Origin of the sequence: Maribacter sp. PR1, assembly GCF_028464145.1 — a bacterium.
Lineage (GTDB): Bacteria > Bacteroidota > Bacteroidia > Flavobacteriales > Flavobacteriaceae > Maribacter.
The window spans coordinates 54,376-76,019 of sequence record NZ_JAQPCG010000007.1; the positions used below are offsets into that span (position 1 = coordinate 54,376).

The 21,644-nt window shown below is 36.7% G+C and carries 22 protein-coding genes and 1 other RNA gene; 7 read left to right on the plus strand and 16 right to left on the minus strand.

Features of this window, described 5'->3' with window-relative positions; genetic code table 11:
* Positions 1-36: 36 nt before the first annotated feature.
* From PP182_RS14715 to PP182_RS14730, 4 genes are all read left to right on the plus strand, one after another.
* Entirely contained in the window at positions 37-687 is a 651-nt protein-coding gene (locus tag PP182_RS14715; RefSeq protein WP_272652032.1) for a hypothetical protein, read from the plus strand.
* Positions 665-1,501, plus strand: a complete 837-nt coding sequence (locus PP182_RS14720; RefSeq protein WP_272652033.1) for a DUF3822 family protein — start codon at positions 665-667, stop codon at positions 1,499-1,501. The genes PP182_RS14715 and PP182_RS14720 overlap by 23 nt, the downstream gene beginning before the upstream one ends.
* On the plus strand, positions 1,501-2,037 hold the full coding sequence (locus tag PP182_RS14725; RefSeq protein WP_272652034.1) for an RsmD family RNA methyltransferase: 537 nt from the start codon (positions 1,501-1,503) through the stop codon (positions 2,035-2,037). The genes PP182_RS14720 and PP182_RS14725 overlap by 1 nt, the downstream gene beginning before the upstream one ends.
* Positions 2,038-2,134: 97 nt before the next feature.
* Positions 2,135-3,250, plus strand: coding sequence for a DUF2914 domain-containing protein (locus PP182_RS14730; RefSeq protein ID WP_272652035.1), 1,116 nt, complete (start codon positions 2,135-2,137; stop codon positions 3,248-3,250).
* Positions 3,251-3,255: 5 nt separating this feature from the next.
* On the opposite strand, the gene rnpB is transcribed toward PP182_RS14730, so the two are convergent.
* An RNA gene (rnpB, locus tag PP182_RS14735) (RNase P RNA component class A) lies at positions 3,256-3,565 on the minus strand.
* Between the two features lie 108 nt (positions 3,566-3,673).
* On the opposite strand from rnpB, the gene PP182_RS14740 reads away from it, so the two are divergent.
* The gene (locus PP182_RS14740) at positions 3,674-5,521 is read left to right on the plus strand and encodes a DNA polymerase III subunit gamma/tau (protein ID WP_272652036.1); all 1,848 of its coding nucleotides are present in this window, start codon (positions 3,674-3,676) and stop codon (positions 5,519-5,521) included.
* On the opposite strand, the gene PP182_RS14745 is transcribed toward PP182_RS14740, so the two are convergent.
* From PP182_RS14745 to PP182_RS14775, 7 genes are read right to left on the minus strand one after another with little or no spacing between them, the layout of a single operon-like run.
* Positions 5,510-5,863: a transmembrane 220 family protein gene (locus PP182_RS14745; RefSeq protein ID WP_272652037.1), complete on the minus strand. Its 354-nt coding sequence runs from the start codon at positions 5,861-5,863 to the stop codon at positions 5,510-5,512. The genes PP182_RS14740 and PP182_RS14745 overlap by 12 nt on opposite strands.
* A 5-nt stretch (positions 5,864-5,868) precedes the next feature.
* A complete protein-coding gene (locus PP182_RS14750) occupies positions 5,869-7,242 on the minus strand; it encodes an alkaline phosphatase family protein (RefSeq protein WP_272652038.1) in 1,374 nt (457 codons plus the stop codon).
* A gap of 1 nt (position 7,243) precedes the next feature.
* Positions 7,244-8,437 (minus strand): metabolite traffic protein EboE, encoded by a 1,194-nt coding sequence (eboE, locus tag PP182_RS14755; RefSeq protein WP_272652039.1) that lies wholly within the window; start codon positions 8,435-8,437, stop codon positions 7,244-7,246.
* A 5-nt stretch (positions 8,438-8,442) separates the two neighbouring features.
* Entirely contained in the window at positions 8,443-9,603 is a 1,161-nt protein-coding gene (locus PP182_RS14760; RefSeq protein WP_272652040.1) for a 3-dehydroquinate synthase, read from the minus strand.
* A gap of 4 nt (positions 9,604-9,607) precedes the next feature.
* A complete protein-coding gene (gene eboC / locus PP182_RS14765; protein ID WP_272652041.1) occupies positions 9,608-10,507 on the minus strand; it encodes a UbiA-like protein EboC in 900 nt (299 codons plus the stop codon).
* Between the two features lies 1 nt (position 10,508).
* The gene (locus PP182_RS14770) at positions 10,509-11,417 is read right to left on the minus strand and encodes a TatD family hydrolase (RefSeq protein WP_272652042.1); all 909 of its coding nucleotides are present in this window, start codon (positions 11,415-11,417) and stop codon (positions 10,509-10,511) included.
* A gap of 4 nt (positions 11,418-11,421) precedes the next feature.
* Positions 11,422-12,270, minus strand: a complete 849-nt coding sequence (locus PP182_RS14775; RefSeq protein ID WP_272652043.1) for an EboA domain-containing protein — start codon at positions 12,268-12,270, stop codon at positions 11,422-11,424.
* A gap of 97 nt (positions 12,271-12,367) precedes the next feature.
* On the opposite strand from PP182_RS14775, the gene PP182_RS14780 reads away from it, so the two are divergent.
* Positions 12,368-12,949, plus strand: a complete 582-nt coding sequence (locus PP182_RS14780; protein WP_272652317.1) for a tRNA-(ms[2]io[6]A)-hydroxylase — start codon at positions 12,368-12,370, stop codon at positions 12,947-12,949.
* 10 nt (positions 12,950-12,959) lie between these two features.
* Here PP182_RS14780 and ppk1 read toward each other — a convergent pair whose 3' ends face one another.
* The 8 genes from ppk1 to rpsA form a co-directional block, all read right to left on the minus strand.
* Complete coding sequence (ppk1, locus tag PP182_RS14785; RefSeq protein WP_272652044.1) at positions 12,960-15,029, minus strand: polyphosphate kinase 1; 2,070 nt, start codon at positions 15,027-15,029, stop codon at positions 12,960-12,962.
* Positions 15,029-15,514, minus strand: coding sequence for a SixA phosphatase family protein (locus PP182_RS14790; protein WP_272652045.1), 486 nt, complete (start codon positions 15,512-15,514; stop codon positions 15,029-15,031). The genes ppk1 and PP182_RS14790 overlap by 1 nt, the downstream gene beginning before the upstream one ends.
* A 10-nt stretch (positions 15,515-15,524) precedes the next feature.
* The gene (gene pdxH / locus PP182_RS14795; RefSeq protein ID WP_272652046.1) at positions 15,525-16,172 is read right to left on the minus strand and encodes a pyridoxamine 5'-phosphate oxidase; all 648 of its coding nucleotides are present in this window, start codon (positions 16,170-16,172) and stop codon (positions 15,525-15,527) included.
* 111 nt (positions 16,173-16,283) lie between these two features.
* A complete protein-coding gene (locus PP182_RS14800) occupies positions 16,284-17,189 on the minus strand; it encodes a ribonuclease Z (RefSeq protein WP_272652047.1) in 906 nt (301 codons plus the stop codon).
* Positions 17,186-17,518, minus strand: a complete 333-nt coding sequence (locus tag PP182_RS14805; protein ID WP_272652048.1) for a ribonuclease Z — start codon at positions 17,516-17,518, stop codon at positions 17,186-17,188. The genes PP182_RS14800 and PP182_RS14805 overlap by 4 nt, the downstream gene beginning before the upstream one ends.
* Before the next feature lie 5 nt (positions 17,519-17,523).
* Positions 17,524-18,453: an aspartate carbamoyltransferase catalytic subunit gene (locus PP182_RS14810; protein WP_272652049.1), complete on the minus strand. Its 930-nt coding sequence runs from the start codon at positions 18,451-18,453 to the stop codon at positions 17,524-17,526.
* Positions 18,454-18,459: 6 nt separating this feature from the next.
* Positions 18,460-18,999, minus strand: a complete 540-nt coding sequence (pyrR, locus tag PP182_RS14815) for a bifunctional pyr operon transcriptional regulator/uracil phosphoribosyltransferase PyrR (protein WP_272652050.1) — start codon at positions 18,997-18,999, stop codon at positions 18,460-18,462.
* A gap of 127 nt (positions 19,000-19,126) precedes the next feature.
* On the minus strand, positions 19,127-20,971 hold the full coding sequence (gene rpsA / locus PP182_RS14820) for a 30S ribosomal protein S1 (protein WP_272652051.1): 1,845 nt from the start codon (positions 20,969-20,971) through the stop codon (positions 19,127-19,129).
* Between the two features lie 267 nt (positions 20,972-21,238).
* On the opposite strand from rpsA, the gene PP182_RS14825 reads away from it, so the two are divergent.
* Positions 21,239-21,619 (plus strand): LysM peptidoglycan-binding domain-containing protein, encoded by a 381-nt coding sequence (locus tag PP182_RS14825; RefSeq protein ID WP_272652052.1) that lies wholly within the window; start codon positions 21,239-21,241, stop codon positions 21,617-21,619.
* The last annotated feature ends 25 nt before the right edge of the window (positions 21,620-21,644 follow it).

Here is a 21,644-nt window from a genome sequence, read left to right on the forward strand (position 1 = left end):
TTGTTACAACCACTAAATTAAATTAACACTTAAGAAATGAAGACCATAATTCAGATTGTACTTTGGATTGCATGTATCGGTTTAGGCTACATGATTTACAACTCTATCACAGGGCCTATTAAGTTTAACGAGGCTAAAGTAGAACGCTTTGGAAAAGTAGTAGCAAAACTAAAGGATATTAGAAACGCTCAAGAAGCTTATAAAACTGTTAATGGAAAGTATGCAAAGGACTTCCCGAGCCTAATAAAGTTTATCGATACCGGAAATTACGTAATTACCCAACAAAGAGACTCCTCATTTTTGGAATATGATGAGACCTATCAAATTGATATGTTGCAAGAAGTTAAAATTATTGACACTTTAGGTACTGTTTCCGTTAAGGATTCTTTATTTAAAAGTGACACTAGATATAAGGATTTGGCTACTGTGCCTACTGCACCGAATGGTGAAAAATTTACCATGGATGCAGATGTTATTGATAAAAGCGGTTACAGGGCTCCAGTTTTTGAAGCCAAAGTTGATAAAAGTGTGGTCTTGTACGATCAACCAAAGGATTTATTGGCGCGTGAAAATGCACAAGTGAGTGTGGAAGAGGTTAACGGAACTGAAATAAGGGTAGGTTCATTAACTGAAGTTAGTACCAGCGGTAACTGGCCTCCAATTTATGACAAAAAGAACGATCAATAAGGGACTAGACATAGCCGAAAAAAGTTTTAAGAAAATGTCCATTCAGGTTAGCTTGAATGGACTTTCTTTTTGTATTGCGGATACTGTATCGCACAAAGTGATATTATCCAAAAACAAAGTTTTTTCCGAGGAATTAAACCCTATGGCGCTTTTAGAGGAATTGAAAGAACTTTTTACTTCAACCGGAGTGAAAGATGAACAATTCGATGAAGTTGTAGCTATTCATAAAAACAATCTCTTTGGTTTGGTGCCCAAACCATTGTTTAAAGAGGATGAGCTTGCCAATTACCTTAAGTTCAATACCAAAATATTAGCTACAGATACTCTAGCTTTCGACGAGTTGGAAAATCTTGATATTGTAAACGTGTATGTCCCTTACATGAATGTAAATAATTACATCTATGAACTGTTTGGCGAGTTTACGTATATGCACAATGGCTCGGTTCTAATACAGTCCTTATTAGACAATTATAGTAATCAAAAAGAACCTATCTGTTTTGTACAAGTCGGTGTACAACAAATGGATGTCATCATCTTAAGACAAAAAAGCCTGGTGCTCTATAATAATTTTACCTATACCACTAAAGAGGATTTTGCATATTATCTACTTTTTGTTTTAGAGCAATTGGAGTTAGATCCAGCGTCTATTCAAGTTAAGTTTTTTGGAAGCATTGATGAAGATGACGAAATATTCCAATTATGCTATTCATACATTCAAAATCTTTCCATATTTGTTCCGTTGTCTCCCAACCATTTAGATTTAGACGATCCTGAATCATCTACTATTGATTTTACAGTAATAAATAGTCTTTAATGAGAATAATTTCAGGAAAACATAAAGGAAGACAACTAATAGCTCCTAAAAACCTGCCGGTAAGGCCTACAAAGGATATGGCAAAAGAAGGACTATTTAACATTCTAAACAATAGATATTATTTTCCTGATTTAAAGGTCTTGGACCTCTTCGCGGGAACAGGAAATATTAGCTTTGAGTTTGCCTCTAGGGGCGTTGAGGATATTGTATCGGTTGACTTAGATAAGGGCTGCATTAATTACATCTCTAAAATTTCCAAGGAGCTGGATATGGGTATAAAAACGTTCAAAAACAATGTCTTTACTTTTTTGGATAAAAATAATGACAGATTCGATATCATTTTTGCCGACCCATTTTATAGCATGGAACTTAGTGATTTTGAAAAAATACCAGCTTTGGTTTTCGAAAATAATATGCTTTTGGAAGATGGTGTATTGGTAGTAGAACATGCTAAACAGACTTCTTTGGAACATTTACCCCATTTTGATAATTTTAGAAAATATGGAAGTAGTGTCTTTAGCTTTTTCAAGTCATAATAATACTTTAAAAGCTTACCCAAGAAGCTAAAAATACGATTATTTAAGTCTATTATAATCAACTAATAAAACTACTTTTGATGGCCGAATAATTCGCATGAAAAGAACAATAGTCCAGTTCAGAAATAGTGCCTTCCGTAAATTTATTAGAAGGCATGAAAAATATGCTCCTATACTCTTTTTTATTGGTGGTTTTATTTTCGATGTTCTTACTTTGGGACGTATAGATAGAACTTATGATTTGGTTATGTTGTGTTTGCATATGACCAACTTAAGTATAGCACTTTATCTTTATAATTTAGCGGATGACGGAAAATGGAAAAATACATTCCTTGAACGCTTTGAAGAATATTTACCTTTAGCTATACAATTCTTTTTTGGAGCCCTATCCAGTGCCTATGTGATTTATTTTTCCCGGAGCGTATCCCTCTCCAAAACCGTTTCCTTTTTTGTAATCCTCATTTTTTTATTGGTTGCCAACGAGTTTTTGAAACAGCGGATATCAAATAAGTATTTACAGTTTAGTGTTTACTTCTTTATTAGTTTTACATTCTTCACATTTATGATTCCAGTTTTCATTGCAGAGATAAATCCTACTGTCTTTCTTATTTCAGGATTCATAAGTCTTGGTAGTACAATTACTTTGATAACAATTATTTATTCACTTAGCCCAAGTACTCGCCTAGAAATACATTTAGGTAAACTAGTTGCTTTAGTACTTTCCATCTATGTTATAATCAATCTTTTTTATTTTTTTCGTTTAATTCCACCGGTACCATTAGCACTCGATGAAGGAATAGTTGCTCATAATGTGGAAAAAAAAGGAAACCGTTACATAGTTGCATACGAAAAAAATGAATCCTATCTGTTTTGGAGATCGCATCGTACCCAATTTATATTTAGACCTAAGGAAAAAGTATATATCTTTTCTTCTGTTTTCGCACCCACCGATTTGGAGAAATCTATAATTCATCGCTGGAAATGGTATAATGATGACACCATGGAATGGGAATTAGTGGAAGATATAGGCTATGAAATTACTGGTGGAAGGGACAATGGGTTCAGGGGGTACACCTACAAAAGCAATATTTGGCCAGGAAGGTGGAAGGTTGAAGTAATTACTACGGAAGAATTGGTGTTGGGAGTTATTGATTTCGAAATAGTTCTGGATGAAAATTTAGAGCCGAAAAATATGGTAGAAAAAATCTTCTAAAACTTTAAAAAAGCAGGCCATAAGCCGGATTCTGTTTTCGTTAAAACGAACCTTATCATTTATCTAGGCCTTTAGTTACCCAAAGGCTCCAACCGCCTACCCTTCGGCTCGGGCGTGCAGCCCTCAAACACCGATTTACATGACGTTTCACCGTATAGAGTTTACCTGATTTCACTACAGCCGAACTGTACTTGCTTTCTGTTGCACTGGTCCTCATCTCTCGACGGACGGGCGTTACCCGCTATACTGCACTATGGTGTCCGGACTTTCCTCTTGACCATAAAGCTATAGTCAAGCGATAAGGTGGCCTGCTATGCACAAATGTACTCTAATTGTTGATAACTAAGGATGATCTATGTTTTAATTACCCAATCAAATAGACCGCTATTTTTATATTTGTAGTTACACAAACCCATTCCGATTTTGGAACCTTTTATTGTATCGGCACGAAAATATAGACCCCAAACATTTAAAGATGTAGTGGGGCAACAAGCCATTACCAACACCCTCCAAAATGCGATAGACAACAATCATTTGGCTCAGGCTCTTTTGTTTTGTGGTCCAAGAGGTGTAGGTAAGACTACCTGTGCGCGAATTTTAGCTAAACAAATTAATTCCGACGGTAGTGAACATGAAGGTGAAGATTTTGCTTTCAACATTTTCGAATTGGATGCAGCTTCCAATAATTCCGTTGACGATATAAGAAACTTGATAGACCAAGTTCGTATTCCGCCACAAGTTGGAAAATATAAGGTGTACATCATTGATGAGGTTCATATGCTCTCCCAATCGGCGTTTAATGCTTTTTTGAAGACACTGGAAGAACCTCCGAAACATGCCATTTTTATTTTGGCCACTACGGAAAAACATAAAATTATACCCACTATCCTATCGCGGTGTCAAATATTTGATTTTAAAAGAATTACGGTAAACGACGCAGCGGAGTACTTAAAGTATATTGCAGAGAATCAAGGAATCGATGCAGAAGAAGATGCTTTGCATATTATCGCTCAGAAGGCTGACGGCGCCATGCGGGATGCGCTTTCAATTTTTGATCGGGTAGTTAGTTTTTCTGGAAAAGAATTGACTAGAAAGGCCGTAACCGAGAACCTCAATGTGTTGGACTACGATATTTATTTTGAGGCAACAGACCTCATTTTGGAGCACGATATTCCAAAATTACTGGTGCTTTTTAATAAAACACTCTCACTTGGTTTTGATGGTCATCATTTTATTGCCGGTCTAGCATCACATTTTAGGGATTTAATGGTATGCCAACACGAAGACACCATAGTGCTCCTAGAGGTAGGGGAAAAGGCCCAGGGAAAGTATAGAGAACAATCCAAAAAGACTTCCAGCCTCTTTCTTTTAAAAGGATTGGATATAGCGAACGACTGCGACCTAAAATATAAATCCAGCAAAAATCAACGACTTTTAGTAGAACTTACCTTAATGAAACTGGCCTCTATCGATTTTGATGGAGAAAAAAAAAATCCTGAATCCCTAGCCCTACAAAATAAAACTATTGATTTTATTGCACCTGCTTCATTTTATCAGAAGGTTTACCCCAGAAAAAATGAAAGGCAAGAAAACAATCCACCTGAAGATTTCAAAAAGGACGACCCAAAAGGTGAGTCGGTCAATACAGAAGAAGCCAATCAGGTAGTAGAAGATGACATTAAACAAAATCCAATACGCGATTACGGTAAAACTGCACCGGTAAGCCCAAAGTCGGAAAAAAACGAACCTCAAACTACATCAGCGGTTCAAGAAACGGAGCCTAAAAAAATAAACATCACATCCCAAAAAAAACGTGTTTCCGGACTTTCTCTATCTAGTTTAAAAGCTAAAAAAGAGCATGAGTTGAATAAAATTGAGGTAATCGTTGATGAGGACGATTTACCAAAAGATATATTTACAGAAGAGGACTTACAAAAGCACTGGTCAGATTTTGTTGAACAGATAGACAAAAAAGGACAAAAAATTTTAGCTTCCAATTTAAACACAGATATCCCAAAACTAAGAGAAGACTTTACTATTTGTATTGAACTACCCAACAGTACAATGAAAAAGGAGATAGAACGTGAAAGTTATGAATTGATGGGCCATCTTAGAACAAAACTCAATAACCACTTTATTCAATTGCAAATTAAGGTGAACGAGTCTAGCGCTAAGAAATTTGCATTTACCCCAGAAGAAAAATATCAAAAATTAAGGGAGAAAAACCCAACCTTGGATTTACTTAGAAAAGAGTTTGATCTAGACCTTTAACATTCGTCTTAGACGGACGGTATAAAAAAACATCACCAAAGCGATTATAAGCAACCCAAAAGCTTCACGGCCCAACTCAACGGTCTCAATATCGCCGTCATCCAAATCAAATCCTTGAAAATCCGTAGGATATAAATACATAAACCCGATGAAACAAGCTGTACCAATTATCAATGGAACCACAGGCTTTAATTTGTTCAATGAAAAAAATATGGAGATTATTGCGGCCACAGCATAAATAAAAATCCAAAATAACGAATCCGGATCATTAAATTGAACCACAGCCCCTAGAGCAAAAAGCACAGCAAATAAATATCCAAAAGTCTTAAAAAACATATTCATCCTAATCAACTTAATATGTGTTTCTCTATTAATTTATAAACCTCAACTGCCTCAATTTCATTTTTTTTCACTAAATCAACTTGGTTACTTATTAAAATAGGATAATCTTCAAGATCATCTGGTTTCCTACCATGGGAACCTTTAATCAAATTAGCATCTAAAGGAATAATATTCAAGACAGTCCTAAAACCTAACTTCTTTTTTATTAATTTCCAAATTACCTTCGCCATGACCAATTTATCTTTAGGATTCGTCATCATTTCTACGGGATCGTACCCCGGCTTTTTGTGGATATCCACCATTCTTGCATAATCGGGTGCCAAGGCATCATCCAACCAAAAGTAATAGGTAAACCAAGAATCGGAATCGGCCACAACAACTAAGTCGCCACAACGTTCATGGGAGAGGTGCTCTTCATTAATTTCATCTTTAGAAAGCACCTTTTCAACACCGAGTACCTTTTCAATCAAGCCTTTAATTCTCTCAAGGTTATCAGCGTTTTTTACATAAATATGTGCTACTTGATGGTCGGCAACGGCAAAGGCTTCACTTGCTCCTGCATCTAACAATTCCAATCCACGTTCTACTCTAATGCCAATAAATCCCTCTTTACGTAGAATACGGTTTAAATGTACAGGTCTTTTTACATTCGTAATTCCATATTCCGATAATAAAATAATATGGGTATCATTCTTCTCGTAATATTCCACCAACTGCCTTACCACTCCATCTATTTCCCTTAAATCCTTAGAAATTATATCAAAATTCAATCCATGGCGTTGTAGGTTATAGTCCAAATGAGGTAAATAGATCAAGGTTAAAGTTGGGTCATATTTCTCGTCTGTTTTTATAGCGCCATTCGCTATCCATTTAGAGGAATTGATGGTGGTCTTGGGGCCCCAAAATTCAAATAGGGGGAATGTTCCCAAACTATGTTGTAATTCGTCCCTTAATTCAGCAGGGTGTGAATAAACATCTGGAATCTTTCTACCATCGGCCAAATAATTTGGCCGTGGAGTAAGACTATAATCGACATTGGAATACATATTATACCACCAAAAGTGGTTGGCGCATGTAAAATTTGAATCCAATTCCTTTAACCGGTCCCAAATTTTGGGTTGCTGTACCAATAGGTTGGATTGCCTCCAAAACTTCACTTCCAACTCGTCCTTAAAATACCATCCATTCCCTACAATTCCATGTTCAGAGGGCCATTTTCCTGTAACGTAGGTCGATTGTACGGAACAAGTAACGGCAGGTAGCATGGGTTTAATATATGTAGATGTACCGTTATCTAAAAATGATTTTATGAATGGTGTATGTTCACCTATTAACCGTTTTGTTAAACCCACTACATTAATTACAACGGTTTTTTGCATATTATATACGGTCTTTTAACCACTCCATTTCTCTAATAATAGAGCTTGATAAATCTTGTTTTAATCCCTCCGGTAGCACATCCCAAGTATACGTTTCAATTTCCAAATGCTCGGATATGGGTTTATTCTTAAGATAGGCCAAGGTTTTTATTATTTGGTCCTGGGTCGAAAATAAGGCTCCAAATTTCTCTAAAAATATAGGAACATGAAAATGAGCCCTTAATTCCTTCGCGTCTTGCTTCTTCTCCAGAATAATGGGCAAGTCATTGTAGGTTGTAACGCTTTCACCAATTTTCTCCGTTACTTGATGTAAGTACGTGGGTTCATTGAATTTTTCTAATAAACTCCATATTTCATCATTCCTACCTTTATCAAAAATAATCTTTAGCGCTGCACTTACCTGAATTTTTCCTACCAAAATACCGGCTGAATCTAACCTTTTAAAAGTTTCAATTGGCTCTTCATAAGCTAAGGAGAAATGGCAAATATCATAGCATATTGTTATATAACGCTTAATCAGTTTTTCAAATTCGAACGAATCCAAATCAAATTCCTTAAACAATATTTCTTTTGCTGTGGGAAGTAGATATTCCGAATAAAAAGATAAAACCTCATCCGTATTTTCCAAAAATCCGTCTGGTTCTGGCTCGATATCCAAATGCAAATATTTTCCGGTTGTCTGCTCGATTTCATATAATTGCTTGGCCACCACGACCATATGCTCAGCTCCCTTTTTTAATGCCGTGCTCTTTTCATCTTCCGTTTTGAACCAGTGCTTATAACTGATCGGGGAAGTAGATATGCCACCATGGAGACCTTCAGGAATTAATAGGGCCAATTGATTAAAAAGTCTTTGGGTATAATCAAGTCTTTCTTTGGTTGTCCAATCTGGTGTGTGCACATTTTCCTTTACACGCTCATTATGAAAATTACCATACGGAAAGCCGTTCATGGTAAAAACATAAACATCATTTAACTCTAACCATTGCTTAAAATCGGACATTGCATCCCCTCGATTTAGCTCTTCACTAGCTTTATTCGAAAGTCTTAGGCCTAAACCGAACGGCTGGTTAGGTGCAACCCTTTTTTTTATACCGGGAACATGTTTCTTTATACTATTAAAAGTACTGTTCCAATCCTGTCCAGGATGTATGTTGGTACAATAAGAAAGATGGAATTTATTTTTTAAGAACATTATATCTACTTAATTGCCATTTGATGATTCAGCTTTTCAATGGCTTGTTTCATGATTTTTATATCTATTTCATGTACATCATGTTTCTTTCCCAATCCAGAAATTAAAGTTATCGTAAGTTGTCCTCCCAAATGCTCCCTGAACTCCTCGATTCCTGCTAACAACTGTTCCACTTCCATATCTGAATTTAGGGGTAGGGATAAATCAAACCCAATAGTTCTCATGACATCCACAATAGTGGTCAGTTCTTCTTTTGTAATAAGGCCAATGAGTTGGGCATAGGTAACATCTAATGCAATACCCTTAGCAACTGCTTCCCCATGTCTTAAATTATAATTGGTCATAAATTCCAATTTATGAGCAGCCCAATGTCCAAAATCTAAAGGTCGGGAGGAGCCCGACTCAAAAGGGTCTCCACCCTGTGAAATGTGGTGCATATGCATTTCTGCGCATTTATAAATGACATATTGCATAGCCTCCAATTGCCTTTCTTTTAAAGCTTCGGCATTTTTAGCAATATATTCAAAGAAATCCTTATCTTTTATTAAAGCCACTTTTATGGCTTCTGCAATACCTGCTATCCAATCCCTTTGCTCAAGGGTGTCCAAGAAATCAGAATCATTGATAATCGCATAGGGTGGAGCAAAAGTTCCCAGGAAGTTTTTCTTATTAAAGATATTTACACTGTTCTTAACTCCTACGGCAGAATCGTTCTGAGACAATACTGTCGTTGGGATTCTAATCAATTTTACGCCTCTATGTGCTATAGCCGCTGCATAGCCCACCATATCGATTACCGCACCTCCGCCAATAACCACAACAAAGGAGTGCCTACAAATGGCATTCTCATTGATACCTTTTAGAACCAAATCAATATATGCTGCATGATTTTTAGATTGTTCTCCACCGTCAATTATCAAGGATTGTGTAAAATTCAAATGATTCGAATGCAATCCACAGAAAGAACTAATCTTACTCAACAATTGAGGGTGATTTTCGGCCACTCCCTTGTCGACCACGAAGAACAATTTAACAGCTTCATAATCTTTGTAATCCTCGATGATATCCAAAAACAAGGTATTTCCTTTATGAAACAAATCCTTTGTAAAATGGAGTTGATAATCATACTGTACCGAAAAGGACTGTTTAATAGGTTTTAATTCCATATAACTAGGTAACTGCAAAAATTCTTGAAAGTAATAAAGATAGCGGCAAAAGTAATAAAACTCCGACTGCGATATACCAATTGGCGAATCCAACCACCCAACAAGCATCCATGACCACTAAGGATAAAACTCCGGCCATTACTGCTTTTTTAATATTCTGGGGTGCATTATCCTTATAGGCTCTAAGCAAGGGTCGAAAAACTAAAAAGCCAAAAAGTAATATAAAAGGTATCGACATCAATATATTTTGGGTCATTTGACCTATTGAAACTGAAATAAGTAAAATGACCAAACCATAGAGTAAAGCAGCAATAACAATGTGTTTCTTATTATTTCCATGCACTTCACCCCTACTTATCAATGTAATGGCAAAAATATAAACTAGGGGTATAATTGAAATCCACCATAATTCGATATGTCCGATAATTGACATTCCCAATAGTAGGTTTAATCCTCTACATATACCCATTACCAACGGTCCAAAAAATGAATGTTTTTTTGCTATGGCATCATAAATAATTATTGCAACTACCAAAATAATGGCAATAGAACCACTGAGTCCTTGAACACTCATAGCTAGATAAACCCCCAAAAACATTAATAAAGCTCCCCAAAAAACTGCTTGTTTCCTGGGTATTATTCCGCTGGGTATAGGTCTTTCGGGACGCTCAGTTGCATCTAGCTTCGCATCAAAAACATCATTAAAAACAACCCCGCCTGCATATAAAAAAACGGATGCAAATACAAGAAACACGATATCGGTCCAATTTTCTTCCATAAAAACAGGAGCACTCACCTGTATTGAAAAAAGTGACAAGCTAATACCGGCAAGTATATCTGCCGCTGCAGTGGGTAAATTCGCAGGTCTTGCCAATCTTGCAAAACCCATGATTTTTTTAATCATTTTAAGAGATTTGATCAGAATCTATCCGTGGTGTTTGTCCTCTTAAAACGCTGTTATCATTAAAAAGTTGTGACTGGTCTATTCCATCTTGTTTTAACCAATGTTCCTCTTTCATTCTACCATTTTTACTAAAGGCATCCAATGCATTTTGATAACAGGTTTTTACCACATCCGCTTTAGCAATACCGCGTTTAAGCATTAAAGAGGCTGTTTTCGGTACAGCTAAGGGGTCACTTACGCCCCAATCGGCCGAACTGTCTACAATTATGTTGTCACTACCAAACCTTCTTACCACTTCTACCATTCGCTCATTACCCATTTTTGTTTTGGGATAAATGGTAAAAGCAGCAATAAAACCTCTGTCCAGTACTTCCTTTACCGTTTCCTCGTTATTGTGGTCTATAATTACATTTGCCGGATCAAGACCATGTTCCAAACATACCTCCATGCTTTTTATGGTTCCTGCCTTTTTATCCCTATGGGGTGTATGTACCTGAACGGTCATGTCCAATTCCTTGGCCAAGTCTAGCTGCATTCTAAAATATTTATCCTCGGCAGGGGTTTGGTCATCATACCCTATCTCACCAATGGCCACCACATTCTCTTTATGCAAATAAAGGGGCAATAACTCTATTACCTGTTCTGCCAAAGCTTCATTATTGGCTTCTTTTGAGTTCAAACCTATGGTGCAATAGTGCTTAATACCAAATTGACTAGCACGAAAGGGTTCCCACCCCACAAGACTACTAAAATAATCTTGAAACGAGCCAACTTGTGTCCTCGGCTGTCCCAACCAAAAAGAAGGTTCTATTATAGCTACCACACCTGCTTGCTGCATAGCTTCGTAATCGTCCGTTGTTCTGGATGACATATGCACATGTGGGTCTATTATCATCATTTTATTTTCCATATTTTTAATTCTTTAGTACGCTCCAAGTTAATTTTCCTTCTTCTATTTCCTGCTTTAGACCCTCATGCCGATTCAAGATTTCTAATGCTTTTTGGCTATTTGAATGATAACAACACAAGGCTCCCGCCCTATTTTCCGTCTCGTCATTACTCTCTAATAAATGCTCCATATCCTTTAGTAAAACAGGGTTCAAAAACCCAGAAACAGGACGCCAAAACATAGGGTCTATTTTTCTAGATGCTGCCCACCTTTCATGGGCATAATCAGAAATAATCCTTGCCAAATCAGCATTTGCCCGTTCATCAACTGATTGAATCATGGAAAGGTCGCGCTCCATAAAAGCCGCCTTTAAGTACATCTGATTCCATTGTTGGTCGTTGAAATACTTTGCTGGATAGGGGTTATTTAAGGTGATAGCATCGAAAATTAAGGATATATTTGTTCTTAGTGCTTCTACCGCGGTTACCCTGAACATTTCTGCGTTGGGCAGTAAATCCAAAAATTTTAAAAATGTTTCTAGTTCTGTAGTATCCGCAACTTGAACTATGTTAGCGACTTTAGGACCATAGAACTCCTCTTCTATTTCCAAGACCTTAACTAGAAGGTAAATCCGAGCCACCTCCAGCAAGTTCGCATCATGGGATTTGAAATATTGAAGTGCACCATTGTCTTCCTTATCAACCTTTAGTCGAGTTTGTTTGTCGAATTTAGAGGCTAACAAGCTGTAAGCCATGTAAAGGTCTTTTACAGATTTGTTTTCTTCAAGTTTCTTTATCCTTTCATTCAACCATAGCAAGGAACCCTTCTCTGATTGGGAATCAAGTACCTCTTTAATACTTTCACTAACCTGCATTATATATGTATTCAATTTCTCTATCCTCAAAAATAATTATTAAAACCCACAAAGCCTTATTTTTGCACTTGAAACAAGGTTAATAAGCGTTAAAATGATGTTAGGTTTAAAATTACCCACGGATCCTAGGTGGGTTAATATAGTAGAAAAGAACATTGATGAAATTCTGACGGATCATGCCTATTGTGAACAAAAGGCTGCAAGTACCGCAATCTCCTTAATAGTGTCCTTTCCCGAATATACGGAGTTGGTCGAGGAAATGGTAGCTCTTTCTAGGGAAGAAATGGGTCACTTTAAGATGGTACATGACCTGATATTGGAACGCGGTAAGAAATTAGGACGGGATAGAAAAGACGAATATGTATTAGAATTACTTAAATTTTTTCCAAAAGGGGGAAGTAGAACAACACAACTAGTGCATAGGCTTTTATATGCTGCGCTCATCGAAGCTCGCAGCTGTGAGCGTTTTAGGCTACTTTCAGAGGAACTTCCAGACAAGAAATTGGCAAATTTCTACCATAAACTTATGGTAAGTGAAGCTAGTCATTACACCATGTTCCTCAAATTTGCCAGACAATACGGCGACCGAAATGAGGTAGATGAAAAATGGCAGGATTTACTCGAATTTGAAGCTGGAATAATGAAAAACCTTGGTACATCCGAAAAAGTACACGGTTAATTATCTCTAGTTATTTTCCCTTGAATTTGTTCACATAATAATTATAAGTCTCAAATTGAGACCTTATCTTTGGTGGCTTTGTTTTTCTATAGGCATTATCCTGTTTTTCAGAAAAAACCCTAGCTTTAAGATTGTCTTTCCAACAGATTTCAAAAGTATCCATCAATTCCCGTTTAATATCCTCATCATAGATAGGGCAACCTACTTCTACCCTATAATCCAAGTTTCTGGTCATCCAATCCGCTGATGATATATAAACTTTAGGGCTACCAGCATTGGCAAACGCAAATAATCTTGTATGCTCCAAAAACTTATCCACTACACTAATGGCTTCAATATTTTCACTCATTCCCTTTACCCCGGGAACCAAACAGCAAATCCCTCTAATAATCAGTTGAATCTTTACGCCCGCCCTACTGGCTTCATAAAGCTTATCCACCATTTTATAGGAGGTAAAGCTGTTCATCTTAATTTTAATATAAGCTTCCTTTCCTACAATTGCATTGGCAATTTCGTTATCAATAAGTTTGGAAAAAGTGCTTTTAGTATAGTGGGGAGAAACTATTAGGTGCTTGTATTTATTTATTTTATAGGTAGTTTCAAAAAAATCGAATACTTTATTCAACTCCTTTAGAATGGAATCATGTGCGGTAAATAATGTGTAATCCGTATAAATACGGGCAGTAGATTCATTGAAGTTACCTGTACTTATAAAACCATACCTTTTTAGACCATCTTCCTCTTCACGCTCAATCAAGCAAATTTTACTATGTACCTTGAGTCCTGGAACACCAAAAATTAATTTTACACCTTCAGACTGCAGTTGTTCCGCATACTCTATGTTCGCTTGCTCGTCGAAACGGGCCTGTAATTCAATTTGAACCGTAACTTGTTTTCCATTTTTAACAGCGTTTATTAGAGATGCTGCCACCTGTGAATTATTGGCCAATCGATACACGGTAATTTTTATGGTTTTCACCTTAGGATCTAATGCCGCCTCCCTTAAAAACTTTAGGATGTAAGTGAATGTGTGATAAGGGGTGTATTGCAAATAGTCTTTTCTACTTATACTCTCCAGAATACTTCCTTCAATACTTAAACCTTTAACAGGCAAGGGTTTAATTTTTTCGTACAGCAAATCGTTTCTGTCCAGACTTGGGAAGCCCATATAGTCACGCTTGTTGTGATACCTACCACCTGGAATTACACTATCGGTATCCTCTATCTGCATTTTTTCTTTTAAAAACCCCAAAGTGTCTTTGCCAATACTTTTATCATACACAAAACGCACAGGGTCACTAATTTTTCTATGCTCTACACTCGAAGATATTTTCTCGATAAAACTCTTGCTTAGGTCGTTATCCATATCCAACTCGGCGTCCCTTGTAATTTTTATCATATGTGCCGATATGGACTCATATTCGAACATTGTGAAAATGTTGTTGAGGCAAAATCGAATCAGGTCATCTAAAATTATGATATAATTTTTGTCCCCATCTTTTGGTAAAACCACAAACCGATCTATTCCCTTTGGAATTTCTATAAGTGCGAAGCGCTTCTCTTTTTTGCTATTATCACTTTTGATGATCATCTTAACAGCCAGATATGCTGCCGTGTCCTTAAGAGTCGGAAACCTTGTTAAGTCATTAAGTATTATGGTCATGAGCTGGGGGCTCACGTTTTGGAGAAAATACTGTTTTACAAATTCTTTCTGACCATCCTTTAATTCGGTCTCTTGAATTATAAATATATTTTGGCGCTCTAGTTCTTCCTCTATTTGTTTTAGTATTACTAAACTTTTTGATTGTTGCTTGATCACAATTTCCGTAATTTCTTCTAACAAATCTTTAGCCTTTTCCCCTCCTAATACACTTTTTCCCGTTTTTCCGGCTTCAACAATTCTTTTAACCGTTGCATACCGAACCTTAAAAAATTCATCCAAATTATTAGAGAAGATTCCTAAAAAACGTAATCTCTCGATTAGCGGAACATTTTTATCCGCACTTTCCTGCAGTACCCGCTCATTAAACCATAACCAACTTATCTCTCTATTTACGTACTGATTGTTAAACTTCACCATTATTTTAATTGCTTAGGAAAAACTGTTTTTATTGTTGTGCCCTGTGATATATTAGCCCAAGAATCTTCATCAAATTTTATATGTACAAATCCACTTGTAGGCACATTCTCTATATAAAAATTCCCAAGGGAGTTCACTAAATGGGTAAAAGCATGATTATGACCAAAAACCAAAATCGTTTGTAAATTGTTATCTGCCCTTTTTATGAAATCCAATATTTGATTACCCGAAAAGTCATATAAATCGGTTGCAATCTCAAAATTTGACAAAGGGTACTTTAAGTTTCTTAAAAAAATCATGGCTGTATGCAAAGCCCTGTTGGCCGGACTGGAATAGGCGAAGTCTATTTGTAAATGCTCCGCTGATAATTTTTTGCCCACCAAATGCGCATCAGTTATCCCCCTTTGGGACAAGGGCCTATCTTGATCGCTAACCTCCAATTCCCAAGAGGATTTTCCATGACGCATAAAAAGCAAATTCTTCATTTTCGTTCTTTTACGGTGCCAAACGCTCCATTTTCCAATTCCAATTCTTTTTTAGACTATAGCGTATTCGATCATGTAATCTATTAGGTCGTCCTTGCCAAAATTCAATGGATTCAGGTTTAACCAAGTAGCCGCCCCAATGTTCCGGCCTTGGTACTTCTTTGTTCTTATATTCTTCTTCCAATTGAGAAAGCTCCTCTTCCAAGACCTGTCTCGAAGATATAACACTACTCTGGTTAGAAACCAAAGCACCTAACTGACTTCCTTTTGGCCGTGATTCAAAATACCCATCAGAAAGATTTTCAGCAATTTTTTCGGCCTTACCCTTAATGATTACCTGACGTTCCATATTTGGCCAAAAAAAGGAAATACAAAGCTGTGGATTCTTCGAAATTGCCTTCCCTTTTTCACTATTGTAGTTGGTATAAAAGACAAAACCTTCATGGGTATAACGCTTTAACAAGACCACTCTATTTTTTGGATACCCATCCAAGCCAATGGTGGAAACTGTCATGGCATTGGGTTCATCAACCCCCTCAGAGTTTTCAACTTCATGAAACCATGTTTTAAAAAGTTGCATAGGATTATCAGATATACTGTCCTCCATTAATTCACTTTTTTCGTAAGATTTCCTATAATTCCCTAAGTCTTTTTGCATCCTCCAGTGTAAAAAATCAAGATACTCAAAGATCTTGAAAAGAATGCACTTTTTAAAGTAAGTGATGTGCTTTTGTCAAGTAATTTTGGATTTGAAAAGACATTAATTGATTTAAAACTCAAATATCTTTCCATCATCCGCCAATTCAACTTTTTCAAAAACCTCTAATGCTTCCTTTTTAAAAAGTTCAATTGATGTATATCGCGTAGAATAATGTCCTAAAATTAATTTACCTACAGATGCTTCTTTGGCAATATGAGCGGCTTCCTTGGCCGTAGAGTGTTTCGTCTTTTTGGCCAAATGAGCTTCAGATTCTAAAAAAGTTGCCTCATGGTACAGACCATCTACCTCTTTTATAAGAGATATAATCTTTGGATTATACATTGTGTCACTGCAAAAGGCGTAGGATTTTGGTTTGGGCGGGTCAAAGGATAGTTCACTATTGGATATAATCTCTCCCATTTCCGTAACTATATCCTTTCCTTTTTTAATATTATTAAAAAAAGCCTTATCAATTTCATAGTGCCGTGTGGCTTCCACATTTAATTTGCGCTCCCCTAATTTTTCCTTAAACAAAAATCCGTTAGTATACACCCTATGATCCAAGGGTATGGTTTCTACCGTAATTTTCTCATCTTCCAAAATAAGCATGCTCTCCTTGGAAGATAATTCATGGAAACGAAGAGGGTAATTGGTCCAAGAGTCACCTAATTTCAGTAACAGGGTTATGGCCTCCTTTATTCCTTTTGGGCCATAGATATTTAATTCCTTATCTCTTCCCAATAACCGACAAGTTGACACCAATCCTGGCAGGCCAAAAAAATGATCACCATGTAGATGAGAGATAAAAATATGATTGATACGAGAAAATTTAATCCTTTGTTTTCTAAGCTGGACTTGGGTACCTTCTCCACAATCTATTAAAAACAGGTGGTTCTTAATTTCCAGTACCTGAGAAGTGGGGTTTGTCAATGTTCTAGGTGTGGCTGCATAACAACCAAGAATGGTTAACTTCACAACTCCAAATCCCTTTCTATTTCCTCCATTTCTATGATATCCTTGGCTTCCTGTAGTGTAGGTGTAACGACTATTTCTTCTGGAACTTGATCATAACTAACCTTATCGGTCACGATAACAAAAGATTTACCTGAATTCCTATGGCGATTAGAAATATCCAAAAACTCCAAAACATCCCCTGGTGATAATTGTTCGAACGTAAAAAGATTCAATATCAGGTTATCATTTTCAACTTTGCTATATTGCTCCTCTAGATTCTTTAAAAATGTTGATAAGGATTTTTTTTCCTGGTCAATTATGGTCGTAGTTCCTTCCTTATCAAAAATCATATAGCTTATTGTTTAATTTTTGAAGCTAACAAATAAATTACCGCCATGCGAATGGCAACACCATTTTCAACCTGATTGAGAATAATGGATTGCTTTGAATCTGCCACGTCACTTGTGATTTCGACCCCTCTATTAATAGGCCCGGGATGCATAATTACAATCTCCTTATCTAGGCTATCCAACAATTTTTTACTTACTCCAAATTGCTGGGTATATTCCCTGGTAGTGGGGAAATAATTAATATCCAAGCGTTCATTTTGGATACGTAACATATTGGCCACATCGCACCATTCCAAAGCTTTTCTCAAATTCAACTCCACACCTACACCAAGAGATTCTATATGTTTAGGAATTAGTGTTTTAGGACCGCATACTTTAACATTTGCTCCTTGTAGTTTTAAGGCGAAAATGTTGGAAAGTGCCACCCTGGAGTGCAAAATATCTCCTACAATAACTACGTTTTTTCCAGCCACATCACCTAAGCGTTCCCGAATGGAATAAGAATCCAACAAAGCTTGAGTAGGATGTTCGTGGGCACCATCCCCAGCGTTAATAATAGATGCCGAAACATGCCTGGACAAAAAGATGCCTGCTCCAGGATTGGGGTGCCTCATAACGACCATATCCACTTTCATGGAAAGGATATTGTTCACTGTATCAATTAAGGTTTCACCTTTTTTGACCGAGGACTGACTGGCAGAAAAATTCAAAACATCTGCAGAAAGCCTCTTTTCGGCCAGTTCGAAGGATAATTTTGTCCGAGTACTGTTTTCAAAAAATATATTTGCGATGGTAATATCACGTAGCGATGGAACTTTTTTAATAGATCGGTTAATTACCTCCTTAAAATGATCTGCGGTTTCAAAAATGAGCTGAATATCCGACTCGTTCAAATATTTAATCCCTAGTAAGTGATTTACACTTAATTCGCTCATTTGCTTTTATCTATTTATCAAATAAATTACATCCTCACCGTCATTCTCTTTCCACATCACTTTTACCTTTTCATTGTTTATCGCATCTACCTGTCTCCCCCTATAATTAGGTTGTATGGGTAAATGCCTACTAAACCTCCTATCGATCAAGGTTAATAATTCAACCTCTTTTGGTCTACCAAATGATTGTAACGCAGTTAAAGCAGCGTTGATACTCCGTCCAGTATACAAAACGTCATCGATCAAAACCACTTTCTTATCCTCTACCAAAAAATTAATCTTTGTTTTGGTCGCTTCCAAGGTTTTTTCTCCTCTTCTAAAGTCATCCCTATAAAAAGTGATATCCAAAAACCCTAAATCGATATGTTTAACCTTATATTCTTCCTGTAGAATTTTGGCCAGCCTTTGAGCCACAAAAATACCCCTAGGCTGAATGCCTATAAGTACCGTGTCCTTAAAATCTTCATGATTTTCAAGCAGTTGACAAGCCAAACGATGAAGGATGATATTGATTTCCTTTGTAGAGAGTAAGACTTTTTGACTCATAATTCGTCATCCATGCTTTAGGCTTCACAAAAGTAGGGAATTCTCCCAAATTATCTTTCCTAGAATTTAGAAACAAAAAAGCCCGACAAATTTGTCGGGCTTTACTAATTATGAAGATTCTAATGGATTACTTCTTTTTTGAATCAGCTTCCATTTTATCTTTTAACGCTTGTAGTGCATCGTTGGCATCACCTAAAGTTGGTTTGGCCTCATCTGCTGCAGCTGCTTGTCTTTTGGCCGCTGCTTTTACATTACGTTGTTCTTCTTCTCTAAAAATAGCGGTATGACTTGCTACAACACGTTTGAAGTCTTTATTGAACTCAATGATCTTAAATTCTGCTTCATCGCCTTTACCAAGCTTTTTGCCATCCTCTTTTTCCAAGTGACGTTGTGGAACAAATGCAGTAATATCCTCATTAAAGTCAATTGTTGCACCTTTATCCACTATTTCAGTAATTGCTGCTTTGTGGACAGTTCCTACGGCGAACTCAGATTCGTATTTATCCCAAGGGTTTTCCGTTGTTTGTTTGTGACCTAAGCTTAACTTACGTCCTTCAACGTCCAACTCCAACACCTCAACCTCTAAAGTATCACCTACATTCGTGAACTCGGAAGGGTGCTTTATTTTCTTAGTCCAAGAAAGGTCAGAGATATAGATAAGACCATCGATACCTTCTTCCAACTCTACAAACACACCGAAGTTCGTGAAGTTACGAACGATACCCTTGTGCCTAGAACCTACAGGATATTTAGTAGTGATATCTGTCCATGGGTCTGGTGTCAATTGTTTGATACCTAGGGACATCTTACGATCTTCCCTGTCCAGTGTCAATACCACTGCCTCAACCTCATCACCTACTTTTACGAAATCCTGGGCGGAACGTAAGTGCGTAGACCATGACATTTCGGAAACGTGTATAAGACCTTCAACACCTTCAACAACCTCGATAAACGCACCGTAGTCTGCAATAACAACTACTTTACCTTTAACTTTGTCACCTACTTTAATTTCATCGCTTAGGGCTTCCCAAGGATGTTTTTCCAATTGTTTAAGACCTAATTGGATTCTAGATTTATTTTCATCAAAATCAAGAATTACAACATTCAATTTCTGGTCTAGCTCAACAACCTCGTTCGGGTGATTGATTCTACTCCAAGAAAGGTCCGTAATATGTACAAGACCATCAACACCACCAAGGTCGATAAAGACACCGTAAGAAGTGATGTTCTTAACAACACCTTCCAATACCTGTCCTTTCTCCAACTGGCTGATAATCTCTTTTTTCTGTTCTTCGATATCCGCTTCGATCAAGGCTTTATGAGAAACAACAACGTTCTTGAACTCGTGGTTAATCTTAACCACTTTAAATTCCATTGTTTTATTTACATACTGATCGTAGTCCCTAATAGGTTTAACATCGATTTGAGATCCTGGTAAGAACGCCTCAATACCAAAGACATCGACAATCATACCTCCTTTGGTTCTACACTTGACAAAACCGGAAACGATTTCCTCTTTGTCATGGGCAGCATTGACCCTATCCCAAGCCATAATGGTACGTGCCTTTCTGTGAGACAATACCAACTGACCGCTTTTATCCTCACGGATATCAATTAATACCTCAACTTTATCGCCAACCTTTAAATCTGGGTTGTAACGAAATTCGTTCAAGGAAATAACACCTTCAGATTTAGCGTTTATATCAATAATCGCCTCTCTATCGGTCAAATAAACTACCGTTCCTTCCACTACTTCCTCATCGGCAGTATCCACGAAATTTTCGGCAACTAATTCTTCAAATTCCTTAAGCTTGGTATCATCAACTTTTTCGATTCCTTGCTCGTATTTTTCCCAATTAAAATTTTCTAAAAACTCTTGTGGGTCTTGCTGCTTAGGTGTTTCCTGTGCAGCCTCTTGTGTAGTAGCGTTCGTAGTTTCTTCTACTTGCGCCGTTGCTTTTTCTTCAGCCATTTGCTGATTTAAAATTTGTATTTTATAATCTTATCAAGAATTAAGCAATGATTATAAAAGATATTAATTATTTGTTTTTTGAACACCTTTTCCGTCTTGATATACTTGCTAAAAAAGGAGTGCAAAAATAACACTAAATTAATTAATACACAACTAGTTGTAACTTTCAGTAAATCCACTTCATCATAATTAATTATTTTAGGTTGATTTTATCCAAATATCACTACCTTAACGCTTTAAATATTAACCGTTAAACAGTAGTAAATTATGAGTGTTAAGGCAAAGTATCAACCAGTTTTGGACCTTGGAGAACAACTTGGGATTAAAGATGGAAACGTTTCCGTAGAAGGTGATGTTCTTAAAGTAAAAGGAGAAGCAAAAACTCAGTATGAAAAAAATATTATTTGGGACAAAATAAAAGAAATCGGTGGCGAGCATCCGTCTGATATAAAAGCGAATATTACCGTGGAAGACGAATCTGTTTACCACAGACATATTGTTAAAAGTGGAGAGTCTTTAAGTAAAATTGCAAAGCATTACTATGGAGATCCTATGAAATACAAACAAATTTTTTCTGCTAATACTAACATTCTTAGCAATCCAGATGTAATTCATCCAGAACAAGTTTTGGTTATTCCGAACTTGTAAAGCGTATTTGTTAAATAGAAAAACT

What these genes read in the sequence shown, in the direction of transcription:
- PP182_RS14715 (WP_272652032.1), top strand. Translation starts at nt 37, where the DNA reads ATGAAGACCATAATTCAGATTGTACTTTGGATTGCATGTATCGGTTTA.
- PP182_RS14720 (WP_272652033.1), top strand. Translation starts at nt 665, where the DNA reads ATGACAAAAAGAACGATCAATAAGGGACTAGACATAGCCGAAAAAAGT.
- PP182_RS14725 (WP_272652034.1), top strand. Translation starts at nt 1,501, where the DNA reads ATGAGAATAATTTCAGGAAAACATAAAGGAAGACAACTAATAGCTCCT.
- PP182_RS14730 (WP_272652035.1), top strand. Translation starts at nt 2,135, where the DNA reads ATGAAAAGAACAATAGTCCAGTTCAGAAATAGTGCCTTCCGTAAATTT.
- PP182_RS14745 (WP_272652037.1), bottom strand. Translation starts at nt 5,863, where the DNA reads ATGAATATGTTTTTTAAGACTTTTGGATATTTATTTGCTGTGCTTTTT.
- PP182_RS14750 (WP_272652038.1), bottom strand. Translation starts at nt 7,242, where the DNA reads ATGCAAAAAACCGTTGTAATTAATGTAGTGGGTTTAACAAAACGGTTA.
- eboE (WP_272652039.1), bottom strand. Translation starts at nt 8,437, where the DNA reads ATGTTCTTAAAAAATAAATTCCATCTTTCTTATTGTACCAACATACAT.
- PP182_RS14760 (WP_272652040.1), bottom strand. Translation starts at nt 9,603, where the DNA reads ATGGAATTAAAACCTATTAAACAGTCCTTTTCGGTACAGTATGATTAT.
- eboC (WP_272652041.1), bottom strand. Translation starts at nt 10,507, where the DNA reads ATGATTAAAAAAATCATGGGTTTTGCAAGATTGGCAAGACCTGCGAAT.
- PP182_RS14770 (WP_272652042.1), bottom strand. Translation starts at nt 11,417, where the DNA reads ATGGAAAATAAAATGATGATAATAGACCCACATGTGCATATGTCATCC.
- PP182_RS14775 (WP_272652043.1), bottom strand. Translation starts at nt 12,270, where the DNA reads ATGCAGGTTAGTGAAAGTATTAAAGAGGTACTTGATTCCCAATCAGAG.
- PP182_RS14780 (WP_272652317.1), top strand. Translation starts at nt 12,368, where the DNA reads ATGTTAGGTTTAAAATTACCCACGGATCCTAGGTGGGTTAATATAGTA.
- ppk1 (WP_272652044.1), bottom strand. Translation starts at nt 15,029, where the DNA reads ATGGTGAAGTTTAACAATCAGTACGTAAATAGAGAGATAAGTTGGTTA.
- PP182_RS14790 (WP_272652045.1), bottom strand. Translation starts at nt 15,514, where the DNA reads ATGAAGAATTTGCTTTTTATGCGTCATGGAAAATCCTCTTGGGAATTG.
- pdxH (WP_272652046.1), bottom strand. Translation starts at nt 16,172, where the DNA reads ATGCAAAAAGACTTAGGGAATTATAGGAAATCTTACGAAAAAAGTGAA.
- PP182_RS14805 (WP_272652048.1), bottom strand. Translation starts at nt 17,518, where the DNA reads ATGATTTTTGATAAGGAAGGAACTACGACCATAATTGACCAGGAAAAA.
- PP182_RS14810 (WP_272652049.1), bottom strand. Translation starts at nt 18,453, where the DNA reads ATGAGCGAATTAAGTGTAAATCACTTACTAGGGATTAAATATTTGAAC.
- pyrR (WP_272652050.1), bottom strand. Translation starts at nt 18,999, where the DNA reads ATGAGTCAAAAAGTCTTACTCTCTACAAAGGAAATCAATATCATCCTT.
- rpsA (WP_272652051.1), bottom strand. Translation starts at nt 20,971, where the DNA reads ATGGCTGAAGAAAAAGCAACGGCGCAAGTAGAAGAAACTACGAACGCT.
- PP182_RS14825 (WP_272652052.1), top strand. Translation starts at nt 21,239, where the DNA reads ATGAGTGTTAAGGCAAAGTATCAACCAGTTTTGGACCTTGGAGAACAA.